Raw genomic sequence first — 25364 nt, 5'->3', positions numbered from 1 at the left:
CCTCCCTTGATTATTTAGTCGATTTCCCCAAGGCCTTGGCCACCAGTTGTTCATACAGCTCGGCGTAGGGTTCCACCGCCTGGCACCAGTTGAAGGGTTGAGTCATGGCGCGGCTGCGCATGGCGTTGAGCAGGCCTTTATTGGCGAAGACCCGGAACGCACGGCTCAGGGCTTCTTCGTAGCTTTCTACGGTGGATTCATTGAACAGGAAGCCGGTGACGCCATTCTCGATGGTGTCCGCCAGCCCGCCGGTGTTGCGAGCCACAGGCAGCGAGCCGAAGCGCTGGGCATACATCTGGCTCAGGCCGCAGGGCTCGTAGCGCGATGGCATCAGCAGGAAGTCACTGCCGGCGAACATGCGCCGCGCGTCGGTCTCGTTGAAGCCGATGCGCACACCGACCTGGCCCGGGAAGCGCAGCGCCAGTTCACGCATGGCCTGTTCTTCTTCCGGCTCGCCGCGCCCGATAATGGCGATCTGCCCGCCGTTCTCGACGATAAAGCTCGCCACCGCTTCGGTGAGGTCGAGGCCTTTCTGGTAGACCAGGCGCGAGACCACCGCGAACAGCGGGCCGGTGGAGTCATGCAGGCCGAACAGCTCGCGCACATGGTCGGCGTTGATCGCCTTGCCTTCCCAGTCACCGATATTGAAGTTGTGGGTCAGGTGCGTGTCGGTGGAGGTTTCCCAACTTTCATCGATGCCGTTGGGGATGCCACTGAGCAGGCCCTGCTGGGTCTTGGCGGCGAGGAAACCGTCGAGGCCGCAGCCGAATTCCGGGGTGGTGATTTCCTGGGCGTAGGTCGCACTCACGGTGGTGATATGGCTGGAGTACGCCATGCCGGCCTTGAGGAACGACATCTTGCCGTAGAACTCCATGCCTTCCTGCTGCAACGCGTGGGGCGGGATACCCAGCTCCGGCGTCGAGGCCAGGCTGACCACGCCTTGATAGGCGAGGTTATGGATGGTGAACAGGGTCGGTGTGCGTGACCCACGCCAGTGCATATAGGCGGGGGCCAGGCCGGCGGGCCAGTCGTGGGCGTGCACCAGGTCCGGGCACCAGTGGATCTGGGCCAGGTTGGCGGCCATGTCGGCGGCGGCCAGGCCCAGGCGGGCGAAGCGAATATGGTTGTCCGGCCAGTCGCGGCCGTTGTTGGCGCCGTAGGGCGTGCCTTCGCGCTCGTAGAGCTCGGGGCAGATCAGCACATAGATGACCAGGCCGTCCTTGAGGTCCATGCGCCCGATCTTGCACGGCGGCAGCGCGGCGTGGCCACCCAGCTCACCGATGATATGGATCGGGTTGTCGCTTTCCATCACCTGCGGGTAACCGGGGATCAGGACGCGCACATCATGCAGGTGGGCCATGGCGCGGGGCAGGGCCGCGGACACATCGCCCAGGCCACCGGTTTTCACCAGGTCGGCGAACTCGGACGTCACGAACAGGACTTTCTTGCGATTGGGGTTATGACTCGGGACCGGCCGCACCGTGTTGAGGTCGACTAAAGCTGTCGACCCGCCAACTGGCTGACTAACACGCTCTCCCTGAATACTTGCAGCGGCACTGATCATAGCTATCTCCACGTGTTGGTCGGCTAATGGCCCGCTGCCATTAGCTCCGATGACCGCATCCTGCGGCCAGGCGCACAAGCGCAATAACAAACTGGCAAGGCGTATGCCAGTTGCACGGTAAGCAAAAAAGAATAGATAGACGGCATCTGGTATGCACCGCTTGTGCGCGCCTTACCCTAGACCTGACCTATGGCAGAGTTCGAAAGTTTAGATTTTTTGCGGGGTTTTTGTTTTGGAAGGGACCCATCGGTCATCAGTCTAGGACAGATTCCAGAGCCTGTAGGGTTTGTGCGGGAATTTTGTAGGACAAAAAACTTGTAACCATATGCAATTGAGGAAGGCGAGAGGTTGTGGTGAGCAGGCTTGCGCCGGTTCAGGGCCGCATCGCGCCCCAGCGCAGGGCAAGCCTGCTTACCACAAAGATTACGCTCACACCCTTAGTGCGGACTGCACCTGATTGGTGCGTCAGCCAAGCACGCGAATGGGCGCGCCCTTGGTCCAGGCCTGGATATCTTCAATCATCTGCTCGTAGAACTGCCGGTAGTTCTGCTCACTGACGTAGCCCACATGGGGCGTGGCGAGTACGTTGGGCAAGTGGCGAAACGGGTGATCCACCGGCAGCGGCTCTTCGGCGTACACATCCAGCGCCGCGCCCGCCAGGCGACCAGTGGTCAATGCCTGCACCAGCGCCTGCTCATCCACAATCGGCCCGCGCGCGGTATTCACCAACCGGGCCGTCGGCTTCATCCAACTCAATGCTTCGGCGTCGACCAGGCCACGGCTGCGGTCGCTGAGTACCAAATGAATCGTGAGAATGTCGGCCTGCTCAAACAGCTCGCGCTTGCTGACCCAGGTCGCCCCGGCCTGCGCGGCGCGCTCCGGCGTGAGGTTTTCACTCCAGGCCAGCACCCGCATGCCGAATACCTGGGCGAACTGCGCAACCTTCTGGCCAATGCTGCCCAGGCCGAGAATGCCCAGGGTCTTGCCATGCAGGTCGCCGCCCAGTCCCACCTGCCAGCCACCCGCGCGCAATGAGGTGGCCTCGGCCAGCAGATTGCGCGTAGACGCCATGATCAGTGCCCAGGTCAGCTCCGGCGCCGCCTGCTTGTAGCTGTCGGTGCCGCACACCTGGATGCCCAGGGCCTTGGCGGCGGCGATGTCGATGGCGGCATTGCGCATGCCGCCGGTCACCAGCAACTTGAGGTTGGGTAAACCCTGCAACAGCGCTTGGTCGAAGGTCGAGCGTTCACGCATGACGCAAATGACCGCGAACGCCTTTAAACGCTCGATCATCGTGGCGGTATCTGCCGGGTAATCGTGCAGGAAGTGCACCTGCCCAACCGACTCCAGCACCGACCAATCCACCACGCCATTGGCTACATTTTGCCAATCATCAATGACTGCGATCTGTACCGACATGCACGCGTGCCTCGAAAAAAGTTGGATTAAAGGGCGCTCAAGCCCTGCAACAGCGCCTGGTGAAACTTCGCCGGCTCTTCCATCTGCGGCGCATGGCCCAGGCCTGGAAACTCCACCAGTGTGGCGTGGGGAATCAGCTTGGCCACTTGCTTGCCCAATACCGCGTAGTTGCCGATCCTGGCCTTGACCGCCGGCGGCGCAACGTCTTTGCCGATGGCGGTGGTGTCGGCGGTGCCGATGAGCAACAGGGTGGGCATCTGCAGGTTCTTGAACTCGTAGTACACCGGCTGGGTGAAGATCATGTCGTAAATCAACGCCGAGTTCCATGCGACCAGCGTGTGCCCGGGGCCATTGCTCAGGCCCGCATACATGTCTACCCAACGCTCGTACTCAGGCTTCCAGCGCCCTACGTAATAGGTGTTGAGCTGGTACTTGCGAATCCCCTCGGCGCTGACTTTTTGCTCCCGCGCATACCATTGGTCGACGCTGAGCGATGGCACGCCCAAGGCTTTCCAGTCTTCCAGGCCAATGGGATTGACCAGCCCGAGCTGTTCGGTCTGCTCGGGGTACATCAGCGCGTAACGGGTGGCGAGCATGCCGCCGGTGGAATGGCCGAGCAGCGTGGCCTTCTGAATGCCGAGTTTTTCCAGCAGTTGGTGGGTGTTGAGGGCCAACTGCTGGAAGCTGTACTGGTAGTGGTCGGGCTTGCTGGAACTGCAGAAGCCGATCTGGTCCGGTGCAATCACCCGGTAACCGGCGTCGCTCAAGGCCTTGATCGTGCTTTCCCAGGTGGCGCCGCAAAAGTTCTTGCCATGCATCAGCACTACGCTGCGACCGTTGGGTTGCCCCTTGGCCGGCACGTCCATGTAGCCCATTTGCAGGGATTTACCTTGGGATTGGAATTGGAAATGTTCGAGGGGATAGGGGTATTGGAAGCCTTGCAGCTCAGGGCCATAGCTGGCGGCGAACGCCGGGGCGATGCTGGCCGTCAGCAGGCCGGCGATGCAAAAAGCACGGGATAGAGGCATGGGCGGGGCTCCGAACAGGGTGCTCGGATGCTGTTTGCGCGGGATTAACGGGGGATTAACACCCACTGCAAGGTGATAGCGGCGAGTACCGCGTATCGCAGGCCTTTGGCCAGGGTCACCAGCAGCAGGAACCGCCACAACGGCTCACGCATCACCCCGGCCACCAACGTCAGCGGGTCGCCAATGACCGGCACCCAACTGAGCAGCAGCGTCCAGTGCCCCCAGCGCTGGTAATGATGGCGGGCCTTTTCCAGCTGCTTGTCGCTGACCGGAAACCAGCGACGCTGCTTGAAGTGTTCCACCCAGCGCCCCAACCACCAATTGACCAGCGAGCCGAGGACATTGCCCAGGGTGGCGATACCCAGCAGCAGCCATAGGCTGTAGTGCCCGCTGATCAACAGGCCGACCAGCACCGCTTCCGATTGCAGTGGCAGTAACGTCGCCGCGCCAAAGGCGGCGAGAAACAGCCCCAGGTAACCCATCGGCACCGATCAGTGCGCCGGGTAGTCCGCCACCACCACATCCTGGCCGTCGCGGGTCAGGCCGATGACTTGATAGGCCTCGGCATGGCCGTCCATTTCCATGCCGGGCGAACCCATGGGCATGCCGGGGGCGGCGATACCCAGCAGGTCGTCGCGCTTGCGCAAGGCCAGTACCTGCTCGGCGGGCACATGACCTTCGACGAACTTGCCGTCGATCACGGCGGTATGGCACGAGCCCAGGCGCGGGGCCACGCCCAGCCGTTGCTTGACCGCGCTCATGTCGGCTTCGACATGGTCATTGACCTTGAAGCCGTTGCTTTCCAGGTGGCTGATCCACTTTTTGCAGCAGCCACAATTGGCGTCGCGGTGCACATCGATGGGGATCAGGTCGGCGGCCTGGGCCAGGGTGGTGGTGAACAGCGCTGAAAGCAGGGCCAATCGCAATGGGGTTTTCATTGGGGTCTCGTCCAATACCGGGCAGTAAGCCGGGCATTCTCCCTGCTTTTATCCGTAGGACGTCGGGTTAATGTTTCAAAATTATACGGAGAGCGAGTTTTCCATCCGTTGCTTGAGCCGGTCCAGTGCAATCGCCGACAGCTCGATCATGCGTTCATGGAGGCTGGCCAACTGCAATTCGGTTTCATAGGTCAGCACGCGCTTGAACAGGGTGCCGTCGCGAAAGGCCTGCAAAAAGTAGTGGATCGAGCCGTCGACGGCCAGTGAGGTGAACACCGTCTTGAACTCGTCGGGACGCCGGGCGATCTGCACGCGGTAGCTCATGGGCACGCGTACTCCGAGCAGGTCGATCATTTCGGTAAAGCGCGCGCCGGCGGGGAGGGGGCCACTGGTGCCGGTGTCGGCACCGAGGGAGGTTGGGTGCCATTCGTGCCAGCGATCCGGTTGGGTCACATAGTCGTAGACGGCATCGATAGGGGCCTGGATAAAACGTTCCTGACTGATCCGTTCCAAGCGGACCGACTGCTCGACAGCGCGCATGGCACACCTCCTGTGTGGCTGTGAACTGTCAGAATAGTCCCACTCCCGCACATTGCACGGGAGTGTTTCAGCCATTTATCAGCGCACCTTGAACCGGCCCATCAACGCAATCACCCGGCCATTGGCGTCCAGCAGGCTTTGTGTATTGGTTTGCGTGGCATGGCCGCTTTGCACCAGCTCTTCGACCATATGTCGGATATGCACCATGCTGCGGTTGATCTCCTCGGTCACCGCGCTTTGCTGCTCGGCAGCGGTGGCGATCTGGGTGCTGAGGTCATTGATATGGCTGACCGAACCGGCCATCTCGTCGAGGCCGGTGTTCACCCGTGCCGTGGCATCCGCCGCCGACTGGCAGCTGGCCTGGGTGTTTTCCATGGCCGCCACCGACGAACTGACACCGGTGGTCAGGCGTGCGAGCATTTCATTGATCTGCGAAGTGCTGGCCTGGGTACGCGCCGCCAGGGCGCGGACTTCGTCGGCCACCACCGCAAAACCACGACCCTGCTCGCCGGCCCGCGCGGCTTCAATCGCGGCGTTGAGGGCCAGCAGGTTGGTCTGGCCGGCAATCGCGCCGATCACGCCGAGGGTTTCGGTGATGCGCGCGGCGTCCTGGCGCATGTTCTCCACGGTGTGAGTGGCACTGGCGACTTCGCCGATCAGCGCACTGACGCTGGTGGACGCTTCCCCCACCACCACGCGGGAGCGGTCGGCGTGTTCGTTGGCGCGCTGGGTGAACGAAGCGGTTTGCGCCGCGTTCTGCGCCACCGTATCGGCGGTGGAACTCATCTCGGTGATGGCGGTAACGGTCTGGTCGGTCTCCGAGGCGTGGCGCACCAGGATGCTGTTGGTGTGCGCCGAGGTTTGCTGCAATTGCTCAAGGCCCGATGACATGGCACCGGTGGCCTGGGTCACTTCGCCGATCATGTCTTGCAGGTAGACGATAAAGCGGTTCACCGAATGACCGATGGCGCCCAGTTCGTCTTCGGCGCGGATGGTAATGCGCCGCGTCAGGTCGGCATCGCCGGTGGACAGTGCGTCGATGTTGGCCTTCAGGATTTTCATGCGCTGCACCAATTGGCGGATCGCATACACCGCCAGCAGCACCAGCAGCAACACCATGGGGATCTGCAACAGGGCCAGGCTGCCGAGTACGTCATCGCGTTGGGCGGTGATCAGCGAGGTGGGCAGGGCGGTGGCGAGGAACCACGGCGTGCCTTCGATGGGGCGCATGTAGAAGGTGCTGGCCACGCCCTGGTTGTCGAACTCGTTGCGCTGCAAGGCCTGGTCGCGATGGGCCAGGGCCTTGCTGACCTGGGCGGCAAAGGCCGAGGTGCCGGTCAATTCACTGATGTTCTTCAACACCACCGGGCTGCTCAGGCGCGTGCTGTTGCTGATGATCTTGCCGTCGCCTTCGACGATCAGCATCTGTCCGCCGATGTCCTTTTCCTTGCTGGCTACCAGTTCGTTGAAGAAACCCAGGGTCACGTCGATGGTGGCCACGCCGTACGCGGCGCCGTCACGCTGGATCGCCATGGCGCAGTTGGTGCGCGGCTCCTGGCTGGCGTCGTCCTTGTAGGCCGCGGCCCAGGCACATTGGCCACGTGGCGACGCGAGGCCGCCCTTGTACCAGCTCTGGTCGTAATAGTTGGGGGCGGGGTCGCTGTTCCAGAAGGTGTTCACTGCCAGCTTGCCCGAGGCATCACGGTGCCAGAAGGTGCTGTGCTTGTTACGCCCCGGCGTGCGCTGGTTGGGCAGCGGCCAGATACCGCCGCCGAAGACCTTCAGCTCACCATATTGATCGACCAGGCCCGGCAGGACCTTGTCGATGGCATCGCTGTCGAGCAGGGGAATGGTCTGGGTGATGGTGCGTTGCTGGGACTGAACCTTGTTGAGTTCGCCCTGGATCTGCTCGGCCACCTCACTGATGCGGTTGAGCACCACCTGTTCCTCGGTATGGCGCAGCGTGGGCGCGACCAGTTGGCCGATGCCGACGACCGTCAACACGAACAACACCAGGACGAACAGCACCAGGAACAGGGTATAGCGAGCTTGGATGGAACGCAGTGGGGGCATGGGGGTCGTCCTTACGAAGCGTTTATTATCGACGCGGCTGTTTTGGAGCTTCGTAGGGCTATCGGCTTGGCGAGGAAGAGCTTTAGGTACGGGGGGCTAAATCAGGTTTTTAACATGGCGAGGCCATCAGCTGCCTCGCCATGGGGATTACCGCTTATCGAATCAATGCCTGGCTTGCCGGCGCGGTATCACTCTCCGCGACCTTGAGGGCTGGGTGTCCATAGGTAGGACTGCCTCAAGGGCTTGCCCATTTCTTCATTCAGTGCGTTCTCAGTGAAGTGTTTCGGATTGGTTACACGCGCTGATGTCGAGGGAGGGGTGCCGTCCTCGGAAGGTTCTTCAACGTAGGGTAAACCGATGGCTTGACGTTCACCATTCTCGACAAGGCCTTCGTCCCCCGGCGCTTCGCGGGTGTACCCCGGCTCAGTTGTACCGGTTGCGTAGGTGTAGGCGTGGTTTATCTCATGGGCGAGATTGGTTACGGGCACCATTGTGTTGGTACGCTCGGCGTTTTCGATAATAGATTGCGGGTCATAGTGAATGATGCCGCGAGTGACGCGGAAACCGGGAACGCCATCCGTGATATGCCCATAGGTTCCGGCTTCTGCGCTTTCGCGCTCCTCGGGCGTCAATTCATCCAGTTCACTACCGCCTGGAATGTAGTCGGTACCGCCGTGACTGATTGGCTTGATGGTAACCTTGCCGCCATTTGCCACCGCGAGCTCATCCATTTGTTTGAGCGCTTGTTGCCCTACTGGTGAACTGCGCAGAAATTCAAAATCGTCGGCGACGCGCTGCTTGAAAGTCTGTGCGTCCTCCTCCGGGGTCTCAGGGCGAATTTCTACACTGAATCCCAGGTTGCCGGCATTGCTTGGCTTCACTTCGGTGAAAGTCGAACCCCTGGTGCGGTCGAAACTATCCGTGGCATTGGCGTAGATAAGATCCTTGGGCTGGTTGTTCCAGATAGTGTCGTTCCCTTTGCCGGTGTAGAAGGTCGTGCGCTCGTACCCTGCAAGGACGTCGTCGCCATTGCCCCCATGTGCAACGGTATGTCCGCTGCCTGAGAGAAGTGCATCGTTGTCGTCGCCACCGTCCAGATAGGTCTGCCTGGTGGAGGGGCCAAAGCCTGCAATGAGCAGGTCCTTGCCTTTATTACCGTACATTACGCCATTGCCGGCACCTCCCATGATTGTGTCATCGCCGTCGTTGCCCTCGGCATAACCCAGGCCACTGCCCAACTGCAGCGCATCGTTGCCAGCCCCTCCGAAAAGCCTGCTGCGACCTCCGCCCGCCTGGAGATAATCGTTGCCGTCGCCGCCTTTCACGCTCACGCGAAGCTTGACGTCATCGTCGATGATGACCGTGTCGTCACCGCCGTGGCTGTCGATGAAAAGCTCGTCATGGCTTCTTTCCTTTGTATTGATATCGACTAAATGCGGTTTATCGTTGATGGAGATCTGCAGCTTGTCCTCCAACCAGCTGCGCACATGGATACGGTCAGGGGCATTCCCGGTTTCCAGGTGCAGATAACTGGTCAGGATCTCCGGTTTTTCGGGATCAGATGGGTCCCAGTCAACGACCCTGCTGATTTTGGTATCACCGTCGACAAGCAGCGTATGGGTGCGGCGGTTCACGATGCCTGGCGTCAGGTCGGTGGGAGGGGTGGAGTACGAAGCGTTTGTTTCAGCGAAAGGCTGGGGGAGTTGCGCGTAGAGTCCGGATGTCAGGGAATGGGCAAGTGCAGATAGCATCGGCATGTCCTCTTGGGTGTGCGTGTAAGGGCACCCTGATTACGTATCAGGGTTGCTATTACGTGGAACTCCGACTGAGAAGGTTCCCCGCCCCCCGGAGGGGCTTTAGTGCTAAACGTGTTGGCGTCGGAGCACCGCAAACCGGGTGCCCTTGAGCTTGGCCGTCAGATATCCAGCATGGCCATCACCTCTGCGGGATAGCGCAGGCCGGCACTGGCATCGGCCGGAAAGATTCTCTCCAGTGCCGCCAGTTCAGCCGAGCCGAGGCGGATCGACACGGCCGCCACGTTCTCCTGCAGGTACTTGCGCTGCTTGGTGCCGGGGATCGGAATAATGAAGTCGCCTTGTGCCAGTACCCACGCCAGCGCCAGTTGCCCGGCGGTGACGCCTTTGTCGGCTGCGAGGGTTTGAACCTGCTCGACCAATTGCAGGTTCTTTGCAAAATTCTCGCCCTGGAAGCGCGGGTTGGTGCGGCGGTAGTCATCGGCATCGAAATCCGCCGGGCTTTTCAGGGCGCCCGTCAGAAAGCCTCGGCCCAGCGGGCTGTAAGGCACAAACGCGATGCCCAGGCGTTGGCAGGCCGCGAGGCAGCCGTTGCTTTCCTGGTCGCGGCTCCACAGGGAATATTCGCTTTGCAGGGCGCTGATCGGGTGCACCTTATGGGCGCGCTCCAGCGTGGCGGCGGATGCCTCGCTCAGCCCCAGGTAACGCACCTTGCCTTGCTGCACCAAGTCGGCCATGGCACCGACGGTTTCTTCGATGGCCACCTGCGGGTCGATTCGGTGCTGGTAGTACAGGTCCAGGGTGTCCACGCCCAGGCGCTGCAAGGTGCCGTTGATCGCCGCGTAAATGTACTCGGGGCGACCGTTCACCCCACGCAAGGCCGGGTTGGCCGGGTCACGCACAATGCCGAACTTGCTCGCCAGGAACACCTGGTCACGTTTGCCGGCAATGGCTTTGCCGATCAGTTGCTCATTGGTGTGGGGGCCGTACATATCGGCGGTATCAAGAAAATTGACGCCCAACTCCAAAGCGCGATGCAGGGTGGCAGTGGCCTCCGAGGTGTCGGTGCCGGGGGTGTAGAAATCACTCATACCCATGCAGCCGAGGCCGATGGCACTGACGTGGGGACCGTTCTTACCGAGTTGACGAGTGTGCATGGGTGCAGCTCCTGATGAGGTAGGACGCCATTGTTACCCTCGACAAAACCTGGATAAACCGGCTAAAAGCACTATCACTATTGGTAATTTCTAAATAATCCTCCTGGAGTCGGCCCTTGGATCGTTTTAACGCCATGCGGGTGTTTACCCGGATTGTCGAGTTGGGCGGATTTGCCAAGGCCGCCGACAGCCTGCAACTGCCGCGCGCGTCGGTGACCATCCTGATCAAGCAACTGGAAGCGCACCTGGGCGTGCAGTTGCTGCAGCGCACCACGCGTCAGGTCAGCCCGACCCTGGACGGCGCGGCGTATTATCAGCGCTGCGTACAGTTGCTCACCGACCTGGAGGAAACCGAGGCGGTGTTCTCCACCCGCCGCCAGAATCCACGCGGCACCCTGAGCGTGGATATGCCCTCGGGGATCGGGCGTTTGATTGTGATTCCCGCGTTGCCGGCGTTCACCGCGCGCTATCCGCAGATCGAATTGGACATCGGCCTGAACGACCGCCCGGTGGACCTGATCCGCGAAGGTGTGGATTGCGTGCTGCGCGGCGGTCCGGCGCTGGATGAGTCGCTGGTGGCCAGGCCCTTGGCAATGATGGACCAGTTGACCCTGGCGAGCCCCGGGTACCTGGAACGCATGGGCATACCGGCGGGCCTCGACGACCTGGCCGATCACCAGATGGTCGAGTATGTCTCCACGGCCAGCGGCAAGCGGTTCGGCCTGGAGTTCCTGATCGGCAACGCCGTGCACCCGATCCAGTTGCCCAAGCGCGTGGCGGTCAACAGCTCCGACGGCTATTTCGCCGCGTGCGAAGCCGGCTACGGCCTGATTCAGGCGCCGCACTATCATGCGATGCGGCAACTGGCCGAGGGCCGCCTGGTGCCCGTGCTGGCGCAGTTGCCGGTGCCGAAAATGGCGCTGACGGCGCTGTATCCGCCCCATCGCCAGTTGTCGCAGCGGGTGAGGGTGTTCGTGGACTGGCTGGTTGAGCTGTGCCGACAGCCGGGCACCGGTTTGCAACGCTAGGCCTGGGCCTTGCGGTAAGCGCCGGGTTGCTGCCCGGTCACTTTGTGGAAGGCGCGGGTAAACGCCGCCACGGACTGATAACCCACCGCCACTGCGACATCCGCGACGGTCTGGTCCTGCTTGAACAATTGGCAGGCGTGGCGCATGCGCATCATCAGCAGCACCTGGCCGGGCGACTGTCCGCACAACTCAGTGAAGCGCTTGAAAAACGCCGAGCGCGACAAGCCGGTGCAGGCCGCCATGCTTTCCAGGGTCCAGGCATCTGCCGGGCGGGCGATCAATTGTTCCAGCAGGTTCGCGAATGCCGGCTGGCGACCCAGCGCGGCCAGGCCACCGAGTTGGTTGTTATCGAGCACTTGCTGGCGCAGTACATACAGGAACAACAGGTGGCACAGGCGCTCGAGCAAGGCCGCGGAAGGCGCCGGGTCGCGCTGGCACTCCTGCAGGATCAGCTCGAACAGGTTGCGGGCCGCCGTCAGCGAGGGGTCGCCGGCCCGCAGGACGATCCACGCGGGCAGGGTATCGACGATCATCGCCGACAAGCCCGACTGGAAGTGAAAGAACCCGCACACCAGCCCCACGCCGTCACTGGCGCTGCTGTCCAGGGGCAGCATCGGGCGTCGCGGACACTCCCGCGCGCCGGCCGCCGTGGCTGCCCCGGACAACCGGTACTCAAGGTCACGGAGCAGGAACACCGCGTCGCCGTTGTTCAACTCGACGGGCGTGGGTTCGCCGGCGATATGCAGCCAGCACTCGCCCTGCACGATCAGGTGGAAACTCGCTCGCGCCAGGCCGTGGGTGCTGGCATGCCAATCGCCGCAATAGCGCCCGACATGGAACAGGCTGGTGTTGAGTTCGAGGCTGTCTAATAACCAATCGACAAGGGCACTGGAAGAATTCATCTAATGGAAAGACTCAAGAGCAAGTAATCGCTACTTTAGCCTATTGAGAGGATTTCTTATAACCAACAGACTGGATACACGAACCCTCAGGAGACCGCTCCATGTCCCGTGTACCGCTGCTCACCCCGCAAACCGCGCCACCCGCCGCCAAGCCGTTGCTGGAAAACGCGCTGAAAACCTCGGGCTTCATCCCCAACCTCCTGGCCGTGCTGGCCAATGCCCCGGCGGCGCTGGAAACCTACATCACCGTCTCGGGCCTGAACGCCAAGGCCGAGCTGAGCCTGGCCGATCGCGAAGTGGTGCAGTTGATTGCCGCCACTACCCACGGCTGCGATTTCTGCGTCGCCGGCCACACCGCCGTGGCGCGCAACAAGGCCAAGCTGCCGGAAGAGGTGATCGACGCCCTGCGCCAGCGCGGCGAATTGCCCAATGCCCGTTATGAGACACTCGCCGCCTTTACCCGGGAAGTCATTGCCACCCGTGGCGATGTCAGCGATGCCGGTTTTGACGCGTTCCGCGCCGCCGGTTACACCGAAGGCCAGGCCTTGGAAGTTATTTTGGGAGTGAGCCTGGCAACCCTGTGCAACTTCGCTAATGTGTTTGCCCGTACCCCGCTGAACCCGGAGCTGGCGCAATACCGTTGGGAAAAACCGGCCAGCTGAATGGCTGATGGTCCCGCTGCTTTGACAAGGAGAAACATGAATGCTTGACCCGATCTTGAGCCGTTGGCTCGATGTTCAAGCGCAGGCCCTGGATGTGGGCAGTTGCGATCCCCAGGAAGTGCTGCCCCGGCTGGCAGAGGCCAACGTACTGCGTATCGGTGTGCCAAAAGCCTTCGGCGGCCTGGGCGGCGATGTGGCCGGTGCAGTCGAGGCCATCGCCAATGTCGCCAGCCATTCGTTGGCGGCGGCGTTTGTGTGCTGGGGCCAGCGCTCGTTTATCGAGTATTTGCTGCAGAGCCCGAATGAGCGGCTGCGCGAGCAATTGCTGCCGGACCTGCTCAGCGGCAGGTTGGCGGGGGCCACCGGTTTGTCGAATGCGATGAAGTTCCTGTCGGGCATCGAGACGCTGCAGATCAGCGCCGAGCCGAACGACCATGGCTGGACCCTCAACGGTCGCTTGCACTGGGTGACCAATCTGCGCAAGAACGGCTTTGTCGCGGCAGCGGCGATCGAGCATGCCGGCGGCGGCGCGCCGTTTATCCTGGCGATTCCGGATTCGGTGGCGGGCCTGCAACGTTCCGGCGACCTGGAGCTGCTCGGCCTGCAATCGAGCAACACCGCAGCCCTGGGCCTCGAAGGTGTCGAGCTGAGTCGCGAGTGGTTGCTGCACGAGGATGCACGCAAGTTCCTGCCGGCCGTGCGCCCGGCGTTCCTGGGTTTGCAGTGCGGTATGTCGATCGGCCTGGCCCGGCGCTCGCTGGCGGAAGTCGCCCATCACCTGGGCGCGGCCCGCACGGTGCTGCGCGAAGAACTCGAAGGGTTGCGCGGGACCTTGGATCACCTGGTGACCGAGCTGCAGAATGGCCTGCTCGCCGGGCGCTTCGCCGCTGAGCCGGTGGCGTTGTTCAAGTTGCGCATCGGCCTGGCCGAGACCGCCGCCAGCGCAGTGCAGCTGGAACTGCAGGCCAGTGGCGGCAAGGCTTACCTCACGGCCCATGGCAGTGGGTTTGCGCGGCGCTGGCGGGAGTCGGCGTTTGTGCCGATCGTTACGCCCAGCCTGGTGCAATTGCGCACCGAGTTGCAACGCCAGGCCAACCTGTGAGCCCGGTGGTATTGAGTGCCCGGGGCATTGGCCTGGGGTACGCCGGCGGCCCGGTGTTGCAAGGCTTCGACCTGCAATTGCAGCGCGGTGAAGTGGTGTCGATCCTGGGGCCCAGCGGGGTCGGCAAGTCCAGCCTGTTGCGGGTGCTCGCCGGCTTGCAGGCGTCCCAGGATGGCAAGGTGCAGGTGTTGGGCGAGCCGTTGAACGGACCCCATCCACGTGTCGCCGTAGCGTTCCAGGACCCCAGCCTGTTGCCGTGGTTGAGCCTGGAAAAGAACGTCGCGTTCGGCCTGGATTTCGCCCGCCAGCCGCACCTGGGCGCTGATGAGCGCCGCCGGCGCGTCGACCACGCCATCGCGGCGGTTGGCCTGGAGCACGCCCGCCAGCAATTTCCGGCGCAGCTGTCCGGCGGCATGGCCCAGCGCACCGCGTTGGCCCGTTGCCTGGCACGCCAGCCCCAGGTGCTGTTGCTGGATGAGCCCTTCGGTGCGCTGGATGAAGTGACCCGTGCCGATATGCAGCACCTGTTGCTCAAGGTCAACCGTGAGCAGGGTTCGGCGGCGGTGTTGATCACCCATGACATCGACGAAGCGCTGCTGTTGTCCGACCGCATCCTGCTGCTGGGCAACCGCCCGGCGCGGACGCTGGGCGAATGGCGCATCGACCTGCCGCAACCGCGGGAAGAACAGGTGGAAGCCATCGGCGCGCTGCGCATCGAGATTCTTAAAACCCTACGGCAGGCGAGCCGCCCTCAACCCCAACCCCTTGACCTGCTGGAGCCCAGCCATGTGCCTGGATGACCTGACCCACTCGCGCCGTGACTTTCTCAAACTTTCCGCGGTACTCAGTGCCGCCGGCGCCTTGCCGCTGCTGAGCAGCCTGCAGGCCCGCGCCGCCAGCGAGCCGGATGCGCCGGTGCGCATCGGCTACCTGCCGATCACCGACGCGACGCCCTTGCTGGTGGCGCATAACAACGGCCTGTTCGAAGCCGAAGGCATCAAGGCCGAGCGTCCGGTGTTGCTGCGCAGCTGGGCGCAGGTGATCGAGGCGTTTATCTCCGGGCAGGTCAACGTGATCCACCTGCTGTCGCCGATGACCGTGTGGGCGCGCTATGGCAGCCAGGTGCCGGCCAAGGTGGTGGCGTGGAACCATGTGGGCGGTTCGGGGCTCACCGTGGCACCGGGCATTACCGAGGTGAAGCAGTTGGGCGGCAAGTCGGTGGCGATCCCGTTCTGGTATTCGATCCATAACGTGGTGGTGCAGCAACTGTTCCGCGATAACGGCCTGACCCCGGTGGCGCGTGCCGCCGGCAGTGCGATCGGCGCCAATGAAGTCAACCTGATCGTGCTGCCGCCTTCGGACATGCCGCCGGCCCTGGCCAGCCAGCGCATCGACGGCTATATCGTCGCCGAGCCGTTCAATGCTTTGGCGGAGAACCTCAAGGTCGGGCGTGTGCAGCGGTTTACCGGCGACGTGTGGCGCAATCACGCGTGCTGCGTGGTGTTCATGCACGAACATGACCTGAACAATCGCCCGGAGTGGTCGCAGAAAGTCGTGAATGCGATCGTCAAGGCCCAGGTGTGGACCCGTGATAACCGCGCAGAGGCGGTGAAACTGCTGTCCAAGGACGGCCCGAACCGCTACACGCCACATGCCGAGCCGGTGTTGAGCAAAGTCCTGGCGCCAGCCGCTGCCGACCGCGCGGCCTACCTGGCCGACGGCGCGATCCGGCACGCCGACTGGGACGAGCACCGCATTGACTTCCAGCCTTATCCATTCCCCAGCTACACCGAAGAATTGGTGCGACGCTTGAAGGACACGCTGATCGAGGGGGACAAGAAATTCCTCGCCGACCTGGATCCGGCCTTTGTCGCCAAGGATCTGGTGGATGACCGCTTCGTGCGCAACGCCATCGAAGCGGTGGGCGGCATGGGCACCTTCGGCTTGCCCGAGGGCTTTGAGCGGACCGAGGAGATTGGCGTTTGAACAACCGCAGAGTCCCGGGCTGGTTGCTCGGGTTGAGTGGCCTGGCCGGCCTGTTGTTGCTGTGGTGGCTGGTGGTGAAGGTGTGGGGCGATGGGGGCGGCCTGGCGGCGCGCTTTTCGCTGGCCGCCACCTTCAGCAGTCTGTGGGAATTGCTGGGGCGCGGTGAGCTGTATCTGCATATTGTCGTGAGCCTCAAGCGCATCTTCGTCGGGCTGTTCCTGGCCTTGCTGGTGGGGGTGCCGCTGGGGCTGCTGGTGGGCAGTTCGCGCAACCTGGAAGCGGCGACCACGCCGGCCTTCCAGTTTCTGCGGATGATCTCGCCGCTGTCCTGGATGCCCATCGTGGTGATGCTGATGGGGGTAGGGGACCAACCGATCTACTTCCTGCTGGCGTTTGCCGCGGTGTGGCCGATCATGCTCAACACCGCCGCCGGCGTGCGCCAGCTCGACCCGCGCTGGCTGCAGTTGAGCAGCAGCCTGAGCGCCACGCGCTGGGAGACCTTGCGCCGGGTGATCATCCCTGGCGTGGTGGGGCACGTGCTGACCGGCGTGCGGCTGGCCATCGGGATCCTGTGGATCGTGCTGGTGCCGTGCGAAATGCTCGGGGTCAGCGCGGGGCTCGGCTATTACATCCTGGATACCCGTGATCGCCTGGCCTATTCGGAACTGATGGCGATGGTGTTGCTGATCGGGCTGTTGGGGTTTGCCCTGGATGCGCTTGCACGCGGGTTGCATCAGCGCTGGGTGCATGGGGGGAGCCAGTGAAGGCATGGCCTGAGCCCGGCGGCCCACTGCCGTCGGGGGGAGCGGCACACCGGAGGAGCCAAAGCTTTTCATCACCTGTAACATAAGACCCTGTCGACCCCGTGCATCCCGTCGCCGGGTATGTGCCTGGCGTGTTCGGCGATACACAGTGAATACATTCTTCCGGTTCAGGAACCCGTCATGACCCAAAAGCAACGCTTGAAATACTCGATCCTGATCGCCCTGGCGGTACTGGCGACGATGTTTGGCCTGTCCTACCTGCAGAACATCGGGTTTATCAGTGAGAAGACGTTCCAGACCATCGCCATCGCCGTCGCGGTCGTCGTGGTGGTGATCAACGGCATCATGCGCCGCAAGGTCAAGCTTTAAGGTCTGCCTCAGCTTCGAGCGTCGAGTACCTTGGCAGCCTCTTCATGGAGGCTGTAGCTTTTATCCGCGTTAAGGGTGATCACGCCTTCGCTGCACAGGCGCTTGAGCACCTCGCGCACACTCAGGAACGACAACGGGATCCCCAGCTCCAGCAAATGGCTGTGCACGCCACGTACCCCCAGGGTGCGCTGGTTGTCGGCGGCGGTGAGCAGGGCGTCGATGACCTTCAGCCGGATCAGGCTGGTGCGCAGGCCGAAACACTTGAGCAGGTGGCGAATACGCTGGTTGCCTTGCTGCTCGGGGGTTTTGCCGAACGCTTGGGCGCCGTTGCCAAATTGGCTGTCGGCTGCGGTTGGATGTCCGTCCGTGGGCACTTGCGGGTTGTACATGCAAAAACTCCTTATCAGAGCCTGATCAGGAAAATGATGGCGCTCTTAGTCAATAAGACGAACGAGCGTGCGAAATCATGAAGGGCGTGATGTAGAAAATTTGTCGGTATCGGTTTTGTCACATCTGCAACGCCTCGAATAAACCCGCTCCAGGGTTAAATTTCTCCCGGTTTTTTGCGTCCTTACGGTGGGGTGGTTACCCCTGTGAGGGTGTTCAATTTGACTGCGGAGTCTGTGTGATTATTTCCAACGGGTTGGCCAGGGTGTGCGTGACGGGGCTGTTGCTGGGGGTGAGCCTGGCTGCAACGGCACGGGAGTCGACGACGCAGGCGTCGGCGGATATCCGCCGCACCAGTTTCGGCGTGCCGCATATTCGCGCCAATGGCGAGCGTGGCCTGGGCTTCGGGATCGGTTATGCCTATGCCCAGGACAACCTGTGCCTGCTGGCCAATGAAGTGGTTACCGTGAACGGCGAGCGGGCCCGGTACTTCGGCCCCGAGCAGTCGACCCTGGAAGAGCGCAACAACCTGGCCAGCGACGTGTTTTTCACCTGGCTGAACACACCGGGCGCGATGGCGGCTTTCTGGAAGGCGCAAAGCCCGCAGATCCAACAGCGCATGCAAGGCTACGTGGCCGGCTACAACCGTTACCTGAAAGAGCAGGGCGCACCCGCCCAGTGCCAGGCGGCCTGGGTGCGGCCGCTGGTGGTTGAAGACCTGGTGAAATTGACCCGCAGATTGTTGGTGGAGGGCGGTGTCGGCCAGTTCGCCGAAGCCCTGGTCGGCGCCACGCCGCCTCAGGCCTCCGCGAGTGTGCAACCCAGCGCCAAGGCATTCGAATTGGCCGCCGCCAATCAGCAGCGCTTCAGCCTGGATCGCGGCAGCAATGCCGTGGCGGTGGGCCGCGACCGCTCGTTCAATGGCCGTGGCATGTTGCTGGCCAACCCGCATTTCCCGTGGGTGGGCGGCATGCGCTTTTATGAAATGCACCTGACCATTCCCGGCCAGCTGGATGTGATGGGCGCCGCGCTGCCCGGCCTGCCGGTGATCAATATCGGCTTCAACCAGCATGTGGCGTGGACGCACACGGTGGATACGTCCAAGCACTTCACCCTGTATCGCCTGACGTTGGATCCCAAGGACTCCACGCGCTATATGCTGGATGGAAAATCCATCCCCCTGGAGAAAACCTCGGTGACGGTGCAGGCCAGGCAAGCGGACGGCAGCGTGAAGCCGGTAACCCGCTCGGTCTACAGCTCGCAGTTCGGCCCCGTGGTGCAATGGCCCGGCAAGCTGGATTGGGACACTCACCACGCCTTCAGCCTGCGCGATGCCAACCTGGGCAACGACCGCGTCCTGCAACAGTGGTACGCCATGAACCGTGCCACGAGCCTCAAGGACCTGCAAACCTCGGTGCACACCCTGCAAGGCATCCCGTGGGTCAATACCCTGGCCGCCGATGACCAGGGCCAGAGCCTGTACATGAACCTGTCGGTGGTGCCCAACGTCAGTGCGGCCAAACTGGCGCAATGCAGCGACCCGCGTGCCGGCCTGCAGATGATCATGCTCGACGGCGCCCGCAGTGCCTGCGCCTGGGACGTCGACCCGCGCGCCGCCCAGGCCGGCATCTTCCCCGCCGACCAGTTGCCGCAGCTGGAGCGTAGCGACTACGTGCAGCACTCTAACGATTCGGCGTGGCTGGCCAACCCCAAGGCACCGTTGACCGGCTTCTCCCCGGTGATCAGCCAGGACCACATCGGCCTCGGCCCGCGCGCACGCTTCGCCCTGCAACGCCTGCAATCCCTGGAGACGCGACCGATCAGCGTCGCCGACCTGCAAAACATGGTCATGGACAACGAGGTGTACCTGGCCGGCCAGGTCATGCCCGACCTGCTGGCGTTCTGCGCCAAACACCTCGGCACCGACGCGACTGCGCTCAAGCCACTGTGCACCAACCTCACCGATTGGGACCGGCACGCCAACCTCGACAGCGGCCTGGGCCTGGTGCACTTCATCAATTTGGTTGAAGACCTGCAGCAACTCCCCGATGCCTGGCGCGTCGCGTTCGACCCGGCCCAACCCCTGACCACCCCACGGGGCCTGGCCATCGAGCGCGCCCCCGTGGCCAAGGCCCTGCGCGAAGCCATGCTGGCCTCCACCGCAGCCGTGGCCAAACTCGGCCTCAACGCCGACAGCAAATGGGGCGATATCCAGGTCAGCGGCCAAACCCCGATCCACGGCGGCCCGCAAGCGCTGGGGATCTACAACGCCATGCAAACCGTGCCCCGGGCCGACGGCAAGCGCGAAGTGGTCAGCGGCAGCAGCTACCTGCAGATCGTCACCTTCGACGACCAGGGCCCCCACGCCCAGGGCGTGCTCGCGTTTTCCCTGTCCAGCAACCCGGCATCCCCCTACGCCAAGGACCAGACCCAAGCCTTCGCGCAGAAAAAACTCCGCCCACTGCCGTTCACCGACGCCCAGATCAAGGCCGACCCGCAGTACCAGCAGCAGCTCATCAAGGAGTAGGGCAGGCGCGCAACCCCTTGATGCCAATACGAAATATTTTTGAAATCAAGGGGTTGCAGGCAAAAGCAAATGAGTACATAATGGCGCCCATCGAACGCAACGAAGCATTAAAAACTTCAATGTATTCAATGAGTTAGAGTAGAGGCAGGGCTCTATGGCCCACTCAAGTTTTTATGCGGTGAATGCCAGCGGCAAGGGCATTGATCGTTTGAGGCCGAGTAGCAAAATGGTTATGCAGCGGATTGCAAATCCGCCTACGCCGGTTCGATTCCGACCTCGGCCTCCACTCTTAGAAACCCCGTAGATTAACGTCTACGGGGTTTTTTATTGTCTGCGAGTTGGTCATCGCTTCCGCAACTTTTTGGATCGCTTCCGCAACCCTACCTTTTTTGGGAAACTCAAGAAGCCGTTATCGGTATGGCTCTCCTCGATTGGACGTGGGATTGTGCTCGAGAATAAGGAGTCTAAACGTCCACTAACGGCCAAAAGCGGACAGTTACGCAAGGTTAGCAGCCCTTCCTTGAAGCTTGAAGGCGTCTATGAAACTAGGGGCGATTCATCGTTAGGATTCATCTGCCAGCTCCGAGCCCACCTCGGCTGGCCACATAGACCCAAGATCGACCGCTCGTGAGTCGATGGTTGCAATTGCGTCGAGACAGTTAGCCATGGCCTCCTTGGTGAGGTGCTCTTGGTAGATACAAAGACTCTCAGCAAATTGCGGAAGAGAAGAATTTATCAAAACTCTCTCGTTGTAACGGTCGTGGTTGAAGTAGATGACATGTCGGCTGTCCATATCAATGGCAACAACGTCGCCAGATCCATTGTGACCGATAGGAAAATAAGATTCGGGCAAGCCGAAATTTTGTACTCGTGACTCAATTTCGGCCTGTGAGTAGGCATAGAACGAAAGAAACGGCGCGGCATCACGCGGCAGCCCCTGTGCCGCCAGAAGGCTTGAATCTTCTCTTACGAGTCGGTCGGGAAGGGTCTCTGGATCAAACAAAACGAACTCATCAAGATGAAGGTCGAGATCTGCAGGAATCTTTCGCAGAGATGCGACGAATCGATCTTTGAAATTTTTGGATATGTCGTTCATGAGGCCTGACAATTGAGTGGGGGGCGGTTTCGCTGGCGTAAGTGAGCGGTTTGCACATTGTTAGATTCCAGCGGTGGGTTGGCAAGAAGGCTATCTCGCCCGTGCAGCAATGATGGTCGATTCCTCGCTAACATATCAGGTGGTATATATTCAGGCTCCACAGGTGGCCCGGCGAACGCATCGGTGCTCAGAGCACGCGCTATGAAAGGCAGTTTTGCGACCGCGGATCATGAGCGTCCGCTTCTGGCCGTTTTCTGTCTATCGTACAAGTAGCAACGGGTCATTTAGTAGGCTTCACAATTTCACCGACTCGCCGATATACCTTCTTGGTCATTTCCTCTGTGGAGTGACCTAGTAGGCGGCTCGCGTGCGTTAGCTCGATCTCGCTAGCAGCTTTAGGCCGGATGTCCTTGAATTGAAACTGACGAATGCTCGTTGCCAGCACGGGATCACCATCAGCTGACGCTTTGATTGCTGCCTTCTCTCGTGCGTCGTCCCATCGATTACGCAGCATCTGATGGCTCATTCGAAGTCCAGAAGCGTTTGTTATCAAGGTAGACGTGCGGATTCCATTGACGGCTCTGCGTTCTTGCAGGTCGTCGATAAAGCTACTCAGGCCGGATTGGATTCCGCCATCCTCCAAACGAAGACGGAGACGTTTTTCGGTCTTGCCCTGACCAATCAGCAAAAAGCCATTGTTCAAGTCGGTGGCTGCAATCTTGAGCACGTCGGCGGGACGTTGGCCGGTCAGGTAGGCTAGATCCATCGCGTCCTTGAGCTCCTGTACCGCTTGCGCGTATACCGCGTTCCATACGGTTTCACCAGCATAATAGTCCCGTGGCTTTTCCTTGTTGCGGCGAACGCCAAAGCAAGGGTTTGCTTTGTCAGTCAGCCCCCATTCACGTGCGATGGTAAATGCATGGGAGAGCAGGGCGATTTCACGGTTTGCCCTCACCTTGGCTGTCCTAGCGTCACGGTACTGGGCTACTACTTGAGGCGTGATCGATTCGATGGGGGCGCTCTCAAATGCTCTCCTGAGTTGCTTGAGTTCTTTGCGGTTGTCGGACTGGGTGCGAATCGACTTGCCCGGGATAATTTCCTTTTCGTAGCGATCAAATACATAGCTCATCAGATGATTGGGCTTCGGTGGTGTCTTGCGTTCCAGCCTGGCCCACTCCACTTTGGCCTGATCGAGGTCTGTACCGAGTGGGATTTCCTTCCGCTTCCCGTCGGCAGTCCTTCCGTCGTAGTAATACGATGTCCAAGTCTTTCCACTCTTACCCTTGCGAATGCGCCGTATCATCCGTGGCGGGAGATCTCGATTGGCTGTACTTTTCTGGCGCATTATCAGCTCACATTTGCGAGATCGAGCGACCAGGTTTCAGTCACGACATTGGCAGCGGAAGGTTTGACACCTGACAGTTTCAGTCGGGCATAAATGCGGCCTACTATCGGACGATGAGCGCCTGTCAGAACAAACTCCCAGTGGTTTGCGGTCAACCAATGGACCTGCTTGGACGGAATCTGGTAGCCGGTGATGGTGGCCAGCTCCTCGTCGGTGAGGGTTTCGCTTTGTAGTTCCATCATGCCGCTTTCCTCCGGTGTTCGATGGCGAGTTGGTCCATGAGGCGCTGGTGATAGGTCAGTCGGGCCTCTGCGGCAGGCCATGGCCGGATGGTTTCAGCCATGGGTTGTATACCAACCAAGCAATCCCAGATAGCCGGATCGGTTGGCATGAGGTCGCGGCGTTCGGTGGCCAGCGCAATCAAGTCGGCCTTGTGAACGCAAGCAGGAAGTTCTGCAGGGATGTCGAAGCGCTGGCACACGCGCTGCCATACCCAGTCTTCGAAGTCTTGGTATGCATGTATCCACTGCTTAAGTGGCTTGGTCATGTCGCCCAGGTACGCCTCTGGCGCGTCGTGGAGCAAGGCTGCGAGCTTGTGTTCTTCCGGCACCAGCTCGGCGACGATGCAGCTGTGTTGCGCCACGCTGTAGAACTCGCGGGTGTGCCCGTTGAAGCGGCAGAGGTATGCCAGTGAGTGGGAAATATCCCGTGGATCGATCATGTCGGCGTCAGGTTCGAACAGGTCAAAACGCTTGCCGGTGTGGGTGAGGATCCAGTTCATGCTGCCTCCTTCATCAGGTCGGCCAGCAGCAGGGCGTCGTCTGTTGCTTTGTGCAGATCGCGCAGCCTGTTGTAGCCGATGAGCGCTCTCAACTGACGATCGAACTCTCGGTTACGGCGAGTTATATCGTGCAGTTCCTTGATCGCCTTTGTGTATTGCTGTTGCAGCGTTCCGGCGGCTTGAGGCGTCAGACGCAGCATCGTGATGGCGCGGCTCATGTCAGATCCCCCTGGCGAAAGGCATTCAACTCGTCGGCCATGCTCAAAGCGTGGTCGCGCAACATGAGTGCTTGAGTTGCGTGGCCCTCCGATTTGATGGCGTGGAAGAAATCGGCGGCCAGTTTGAGTTTCGCCGCGATGGCCAGAAGGATCTGACGGTCCTGGGGCTCCCTGATCAAAATCATTTCCAGGCGCTCACATCGCCGCGTGGCGTTTTCGAGAGCAGTGGCGCCCGACGACTCGGCCTCTTCAATGCCTTCGATATAGCCCTTACCGTGACCGTCGTCGTATCCTTCGCTCCAGCCATCCTTTAAGCCGCCTCGATACCCGACCCAATACAGAATGGCGAGTGCAATTACGAAGCTGATCAATGCGAAAATTTCAAATGCCGTCATGTGGTTTGCTCCTACTGTTGTGTTCCGCTTGGCTGGTGGTGCAGCGGTTGCGGTGGTTCAGCTGTTATTGAAGTGCGTCGGTTAAAGTGTCATCGCTCGTCTGGCTGGGGTTGAGTGTTTGTCAGATCCTCATCTGCAGCATCCGCCTGTGTATCAATGAAAATGGCCAGATGACGGATGTCGATAAAGCGGGGGCGCTTGGCGCTGGTATCCAGAGTGGTGATGGGTAGCGCTACACGGCCATTTGTCAGCGCGCGAGTAAAGTTGTCTTGGTTGAGGTTGCTGAAGTAGCGTTCACGTACTTGGTCGACGGGGACAAGCAGATCCCCGAGGGTTCGGTACAGCAGCTCAACGGTTTGACTTCTGGGCGCCACCGGCAGGCGCAATTCGCGCTGTATAGAGGCCGTCATGCCGCGTTCGCCTTATCTACTTGCGCCTTGAGCGTGCCGAGCGTCAGCTTTCCGGGCTTACGTTGCGGCGCTGCTTTGGCATGGGGTTGGTTACTCGCTCGAATATCGCGGTTGATAGCTGCCAATGCTGTGCGTGCTGTGGTACCAAAGGCCACGAAGCGCGGCAGTGGGGAGGCGCTGTCTAGCGGTTCGAGCACGGCACCTAGCTCTACTCCCTCAATTCCGTAGCCAAGGCGCAGCATTGCGCGGGCCCGGTAATTCGGGCCGAGATTGATGGCGAGATGGTCAAGAGCAGCCGCCAGTTGTAGGTGTTCGATCTGCAGCGGTGCGGCGCTGGCTTCTAGGGAAATGCCAGCAGCTGTGGCGGCCAGTGTGAGGTTGGCCAAAATTTTTTCGGGCGTACGGCGTTCTTCGGGCAGGTTCAGCAGCTCAATCAGTAGGGCGTCAATCAGCTTGCGGTCCATGAGTGTTCCCTCGGGGGTGGTTCCAGGCTATTTCAACGTGGGTGCGTACTAGATCGCGTAGGTGCTCGGGTACTTCTGCCAGTGCGGCAATGCGTTCCTCTCGGGTTCGCATCGCCTTGATCTGGCGGGCGTACTGGCGCGGCCATGCTTCAGGTTGTCTCATTACGCGACTTCTCGCGGGTCAGGCACAGCGGGTGGGATTGGGCGCTCGACACCGATCTGCCTGGCCAGCCAGGAAATACCAATGTCGGTCACGCGCGTGGTGCGCTTGTATTGCATGCCATGCTTCTCGTGAAACCAGCGACTCTCACGGGTGACCAAATAGTCTCTGGTCAAGGCAGGGTTGGTTGGCAGGTTGTGTTGATCCAGAAGGCCTTTGTCGCGCATGCGTTTCATGAGTTCGCGGTGACCCAAACCTAGGCGTTCGGCTACGCGTTTGAGGGATAGGCTCATGA

General features: G+C 61.1%; 28 protein-coding genes and 1 tRNA gene. 9 read left to right on the top strand and 20 right to left on the bottom strand.

Translation table 11 applies throughout. From position 1 onward, the window contains the following. Positions 1-10: 10 nt before the first annotated feature. From glgA to BM416_RS02135, 9 genes are all read right to left on the bottom strand, one after another. Positions 11-1564, bottom strand: a complete 1554-nt coding sequence (glgA, locus tag BM416_RS02175) for a glycogen synthase GlgA (RefSeq protein WP_092484855.1) — start codon at positions 1562-1564, stop codon at positions 11-13. A 465-nt stretch (positions 1565-2029) separates the two neighbouring features. Beyond that, a complete protein-coding gene (locus tag BM416_RS02170) occupies positions 2030-2983 on the bottom strand; it encodes a D-2-hydroxyacid dehydrogenase family protein (RefSeq protein WP_092484852.1) in 954 nt (317 codons plus the stop codon). A gap of 26 nt (positions 2984-3009) precedes the next feature. Next, entirely contained in the window at positions 3010-4011 is a 1002-nt protein-coding gene (locus BM416_RS02165; RefSeq protein ID WP_092484849.1) for an alpha/beta fold hydrolase, read from the bottom strand. 44 nt (positions 4012-4055) lie between these two features. Continuing rightward, on the bottom strand, positions 4056-4493 hold the full coding sequence (locus BM416_RS02160) for a YqaA family protein (RefSeq protein WP_092484846.1): 438 nt from the start codon (positions 4491-4493) through the stop codon (positions 4056-4058). Between the two features lie 9 nt (positions 4494-4502). Next, positions 4503-4949 carry a DUF411 domain-containing protein gene (locus tag BM416_RS02155; RefSeq protein ID WP_092484843.1) on the bottom strand — a complete coding sequence of 149 codons (447 nt, stop codon included), beginning with the start codon at positions 4947-4949 and terminating at the stop codon, positions 4503-4505. 81 nt (positions 4950-5030) lie between these two features. Further along, a complete protein-coding gene (locus BM416_RS02150; RefSeq protein WP_092484841.1) occupies positions 5031-5489 on the bottom strand; it encodes an SRPBCC family protein in 459 nt (152 codons plus the stop codon). A 78-nt stretch (positions 5490-5567) separates the two neighbouring features. Then, positions 5568-7562, bottom strand: a complete 1995-nt coding sequence (locus tag BM416_RS02145) for a methyl-accepting chemotaxis protein (protein WP_092484838.1) — start codon at positions 7560-7562, stop codon at positions 5568-5570. A 188-nt stretch (positions 7563-7750) separates the two neighbouring features. Then, positions 7751-9313: a M91 family zinc metallopeptidase gene (locus tag BM416_RS02140; RefSeq protein WP_092484835.1), complete on the bottom strand. Its 1563-nt coding sequence runs from the start codon at positions 9311-9313 to the stop codon at positions 7751-7753. Positions 9314-9477: 164 nt separating this feature from the next. Further along, entirely contained in the window at positions 9478-10473 is a 996-nt protein-coding gene (locus BM416_RS02135; RefSeq protein ID WP_092484833.1) for an aldo/keto reductase, read from the bottom strand. 116 nt (positions 10474-10589) lie between these two features. On the opposite strand from BM416_RS02135, the gene BM416_RS02130 reads away from it, so the two are divergent. Beyond that, on the top strand, positions 10590-11501 hold the full coding sequence (locus BM416_RS02130) for a LysR family transcriptional regulator (RefSeq protein WP_092484830.1): 912 nt from the start codon (positions 10590-10592) through the stop codon (positions 11499-11501). On the opposite strand, the gene BM416_RS02125 is transcribed toward BM416_RS02130, so the two are convergent. Beyond that, positions 11498-12403 (bottom strand): AraC family transcriptional regulator, encoded by a 906-nt coding sequence (locus BM416_RS02125; protein ID WP_092484827.1) that lies wholly within the window; start codon positions 12401-12403, stop codon positions 11498-11500. The genes BM416_RS02130 and BM416_RS02125 overlap by 4 nt on opposite strands. 101 nt (positions 12404-12504) lie before the next feature. On the opposite strand from BM416_RS02125, the gene BM416_RS02120 reads away from it, so the two are divergent. From BM416_RS02120 to BM416_RS02095, 6 genes are all read left to right on the top strand, one after another. Then, entirely contained in the window at positions 12505-13065 is a 561-nt protein-coding gene (locus BM416_RS02120; protein WP_092484824.1) for a carboxymuconolactone decarboxylase family protein, read from the top strand. A gap of 40 nt (positions 13066-13105) precedes the next feature. Beyond that, a complete protein-coding gene (locus BM416_RS02115) occupies positions 13106-14167 on the top strand; it encodes an acyl-CoA dehydrogenase family protein (RefSeq protein WP_092484821.1) in 1062 nt (353 codons plus the stop codon). Further along, positions 14164-14967, top strand: a complete 804-nt coding sequence (locus BM416_RS02110; protein WP_092484818.1) for an ABC transporter ATP-binding protein — start codon at positions 14164-14166, stop codon at positions 14965-14967. Before BM416_RS02115 ends, BM416_RS02110 begins: the two co-directional genes overlap by 4 nt. Then, on the top strand, positions 14954-16153 hold the full coding sequence (locus BM416_RS02105; protein ID WP_065941680.1) for an ABC transporter substrate-binding protein: 1200 nt from the start codon (positions 14954-14956) through the stop codon (positions 16151-16153). Before BM416_RS02110 ends, BM416_RS02105 begins: the two co-directional genes overlap by 14 nt. Next, positions 16150-16917 carry an ABC transporter permease gene (locus tag BM416_RS02100; protein ID WP_092484815.1) on the top strand — a complete coding sequence of 256 codons (768 nt, stop codon included), beginning with the start codon at positions 16150-16152 and terminating at the stop codon, positions 16915-16917. The genes BM416_RS02105 and BM416_RS02100 overlap by 4 nt, the downstream gene beginning before the upstream one ends. A gap of 180 nt (positions 16918-17097) precedes the next feature. Further along, on the top strand, positions 17098-17286 hold the full coding sequence (locus BM416_RS02095; protein WP_027606724.1) for a hypothetical protein: 189 nt from the start codon (positions 17098-17100) through the stop codon (positions 17284-17286). Between the two features lie 8 nt (positions 17287-17294). Here BM416_RS02095 and BM416_RS02090 read toward each other — a convergent pair whose 3' ends face one another. Beyond that, positions 17295-17675 (bottom strand): fe2+ zn2+ uptake regulation protein, encoded by a 381-nt coding sequence (locus BM416_RS02090; RefSeq protein WP_092484812.1) that lies wholly within the window; start codon positions 17673-17675, stop codon positions 17295-17297. A gap of 236 nt (positions 17676-17911) precedes the next feature. Here BM416_RS02090 and BM416_RS02085 point away from each other — a divergent pair, with 236 nt between their 5' ends. Continuing rightward, a complete protein-coding gene (locus BM416_RS02085) occupies positions 17912-20200 on the top strand; it encodes a bifunctional acylase PvdQ (RefSeq protein ID WP_092484809.1) in 2289 nt (762 codons plus the stop codon). A 212-nt stretch (positions 20201-20412) separates the two neighbouring features. Then, positions 20413-20486 (top strand) — tRNA-Cys (locus BM416_RS02080). A gap of 276 nt (positions 20487-20762) precedes the next feature. Here the strand turns inward: BM416_RS02080 and BM416_RS02075 are convergent. From BM416_RS02075 to BM416_RS02030, 9 genes are all read right to left on the bottom strand, one after another. Then, the gene (locus BM416_RS02075) at positions 20763-21296 is read right to left on the bottom strand and encodes an SUKH-4 family immunity protein (RefSeq protein ID WP_092484806.1); all 534 of its coding nucleotides are present in this window, start codon (positions 21294-21296) and stop codon (positions 20763-20765) included. Positions 21297-21576: 280 nt separating this feature from the next. After that, complete coding sequence (locus tag BM416_RS02070) at positions 21577-22641, bottom strand: tyrosine-type recombinase/integrase (protein ID WP_092484803.1); 1065 nt, start codon at positions 22639-22641, stop codon at positions 21577-21579. A 2-nt stretch (positions 22642-22643) separates the two neighbouring features. Continuing rightward, positions 22644-22880, bottom strand: coding sequence for a DUF4224 domain-containing protein (locus BM416_RS02065; protein WP_065927415.1), 237 nt, complete (start codon positions 22878-22880; stop codon positions 22644-22646). Then, positions 22880-23422, bottom strand: coding sequence for a phosphohydrolase (locus tag BM416_RS02060; RefSeq protein ID WP_092484800.1), 543 nt, complete (start codon positions 23420-23422; stop codon positions 22880-22882). Before BM416_RS02060 ends, BM416_RS02065 begins: the two co-directional genes overlap by 1 nt. Further along, on the bottom strand, positions 23419-23640 hold the full coding sequence (locus tag BM416_RS02055; protein ID WP_092484798.1) for a hypothetical protein: 222 nt from the start codon (positions 23638-23640) through the stop codon (positions 23419-23421). Before BM416_RS02055 ends, BM416_RS02060 begins: the two co-directional genes overlap by 4 nt. Continuing rightward, entirely contained in the window at positions 23637-24035 is a 399-nt protein-coding gene (locus tag BM416_RS02050; RefSeq protein ID WP_092484795.1) for a hypothetical protein, read from the bottom strand. The genes BM416_RS02055 and BM416_RS02050 overlap by 4 nt, the downstream gene beginning before the upstream one ends. A gap of 89 nt (positions 24036-24124) precedes the next feature. Next, positions 24125-24445 carry a pyocin activator PrtN family protein gene (locus BM416_RS02045; protein ID WP_092484792.1) on the bottom strand — a complete coding sequence of 107 codons (321 nt, stop codon included), beginning with the start codon at positions 24443-24445 and terminating at the stop codon, positions 24125-24127. Further along, a complete protein-coding gene (locus tag BM416_RS02040) occupies positions 24442-24909 on the bottom strand; it encodes a hypothetical protein (RefSeq protein ID WP_092484789.1) in 468 nt (155 codons plus the stop codon). Before BM416_RS02040 ends, BM416_RS02045 begins: the two co-directional genes overlap by 4 nt. Before the next feature lie 162 nt (positions 24910-25071). After that, on the bottom strand, positions 25072-25362 hold the full coding sequence (locus tag BM416_RS02030; protein ID WP_092484784.1) for a phage antirepressor KilAC domain-containing protein: 291 nt from the start codon (positions 25360-25362) through the stop codon (positions 25072-25074). Positions 25363-25364: the final 2 nt, after the last annotated feature.

Source organism: Pseudomonas sp. NFACC42-2 (assembly GCF_900116055.1).
GTDB classification, from domain to species: domain Bacteria; phylum Pseudomonadota; class Gammaproteobacteria; order Pseudomonadales; family Pseudomonadaceae; genus Aquipseudomonas; species Aquipseudomonas marginalis.
This window is presented reverse-complemented; position numbering and strand designations above follow the sequence as displayed.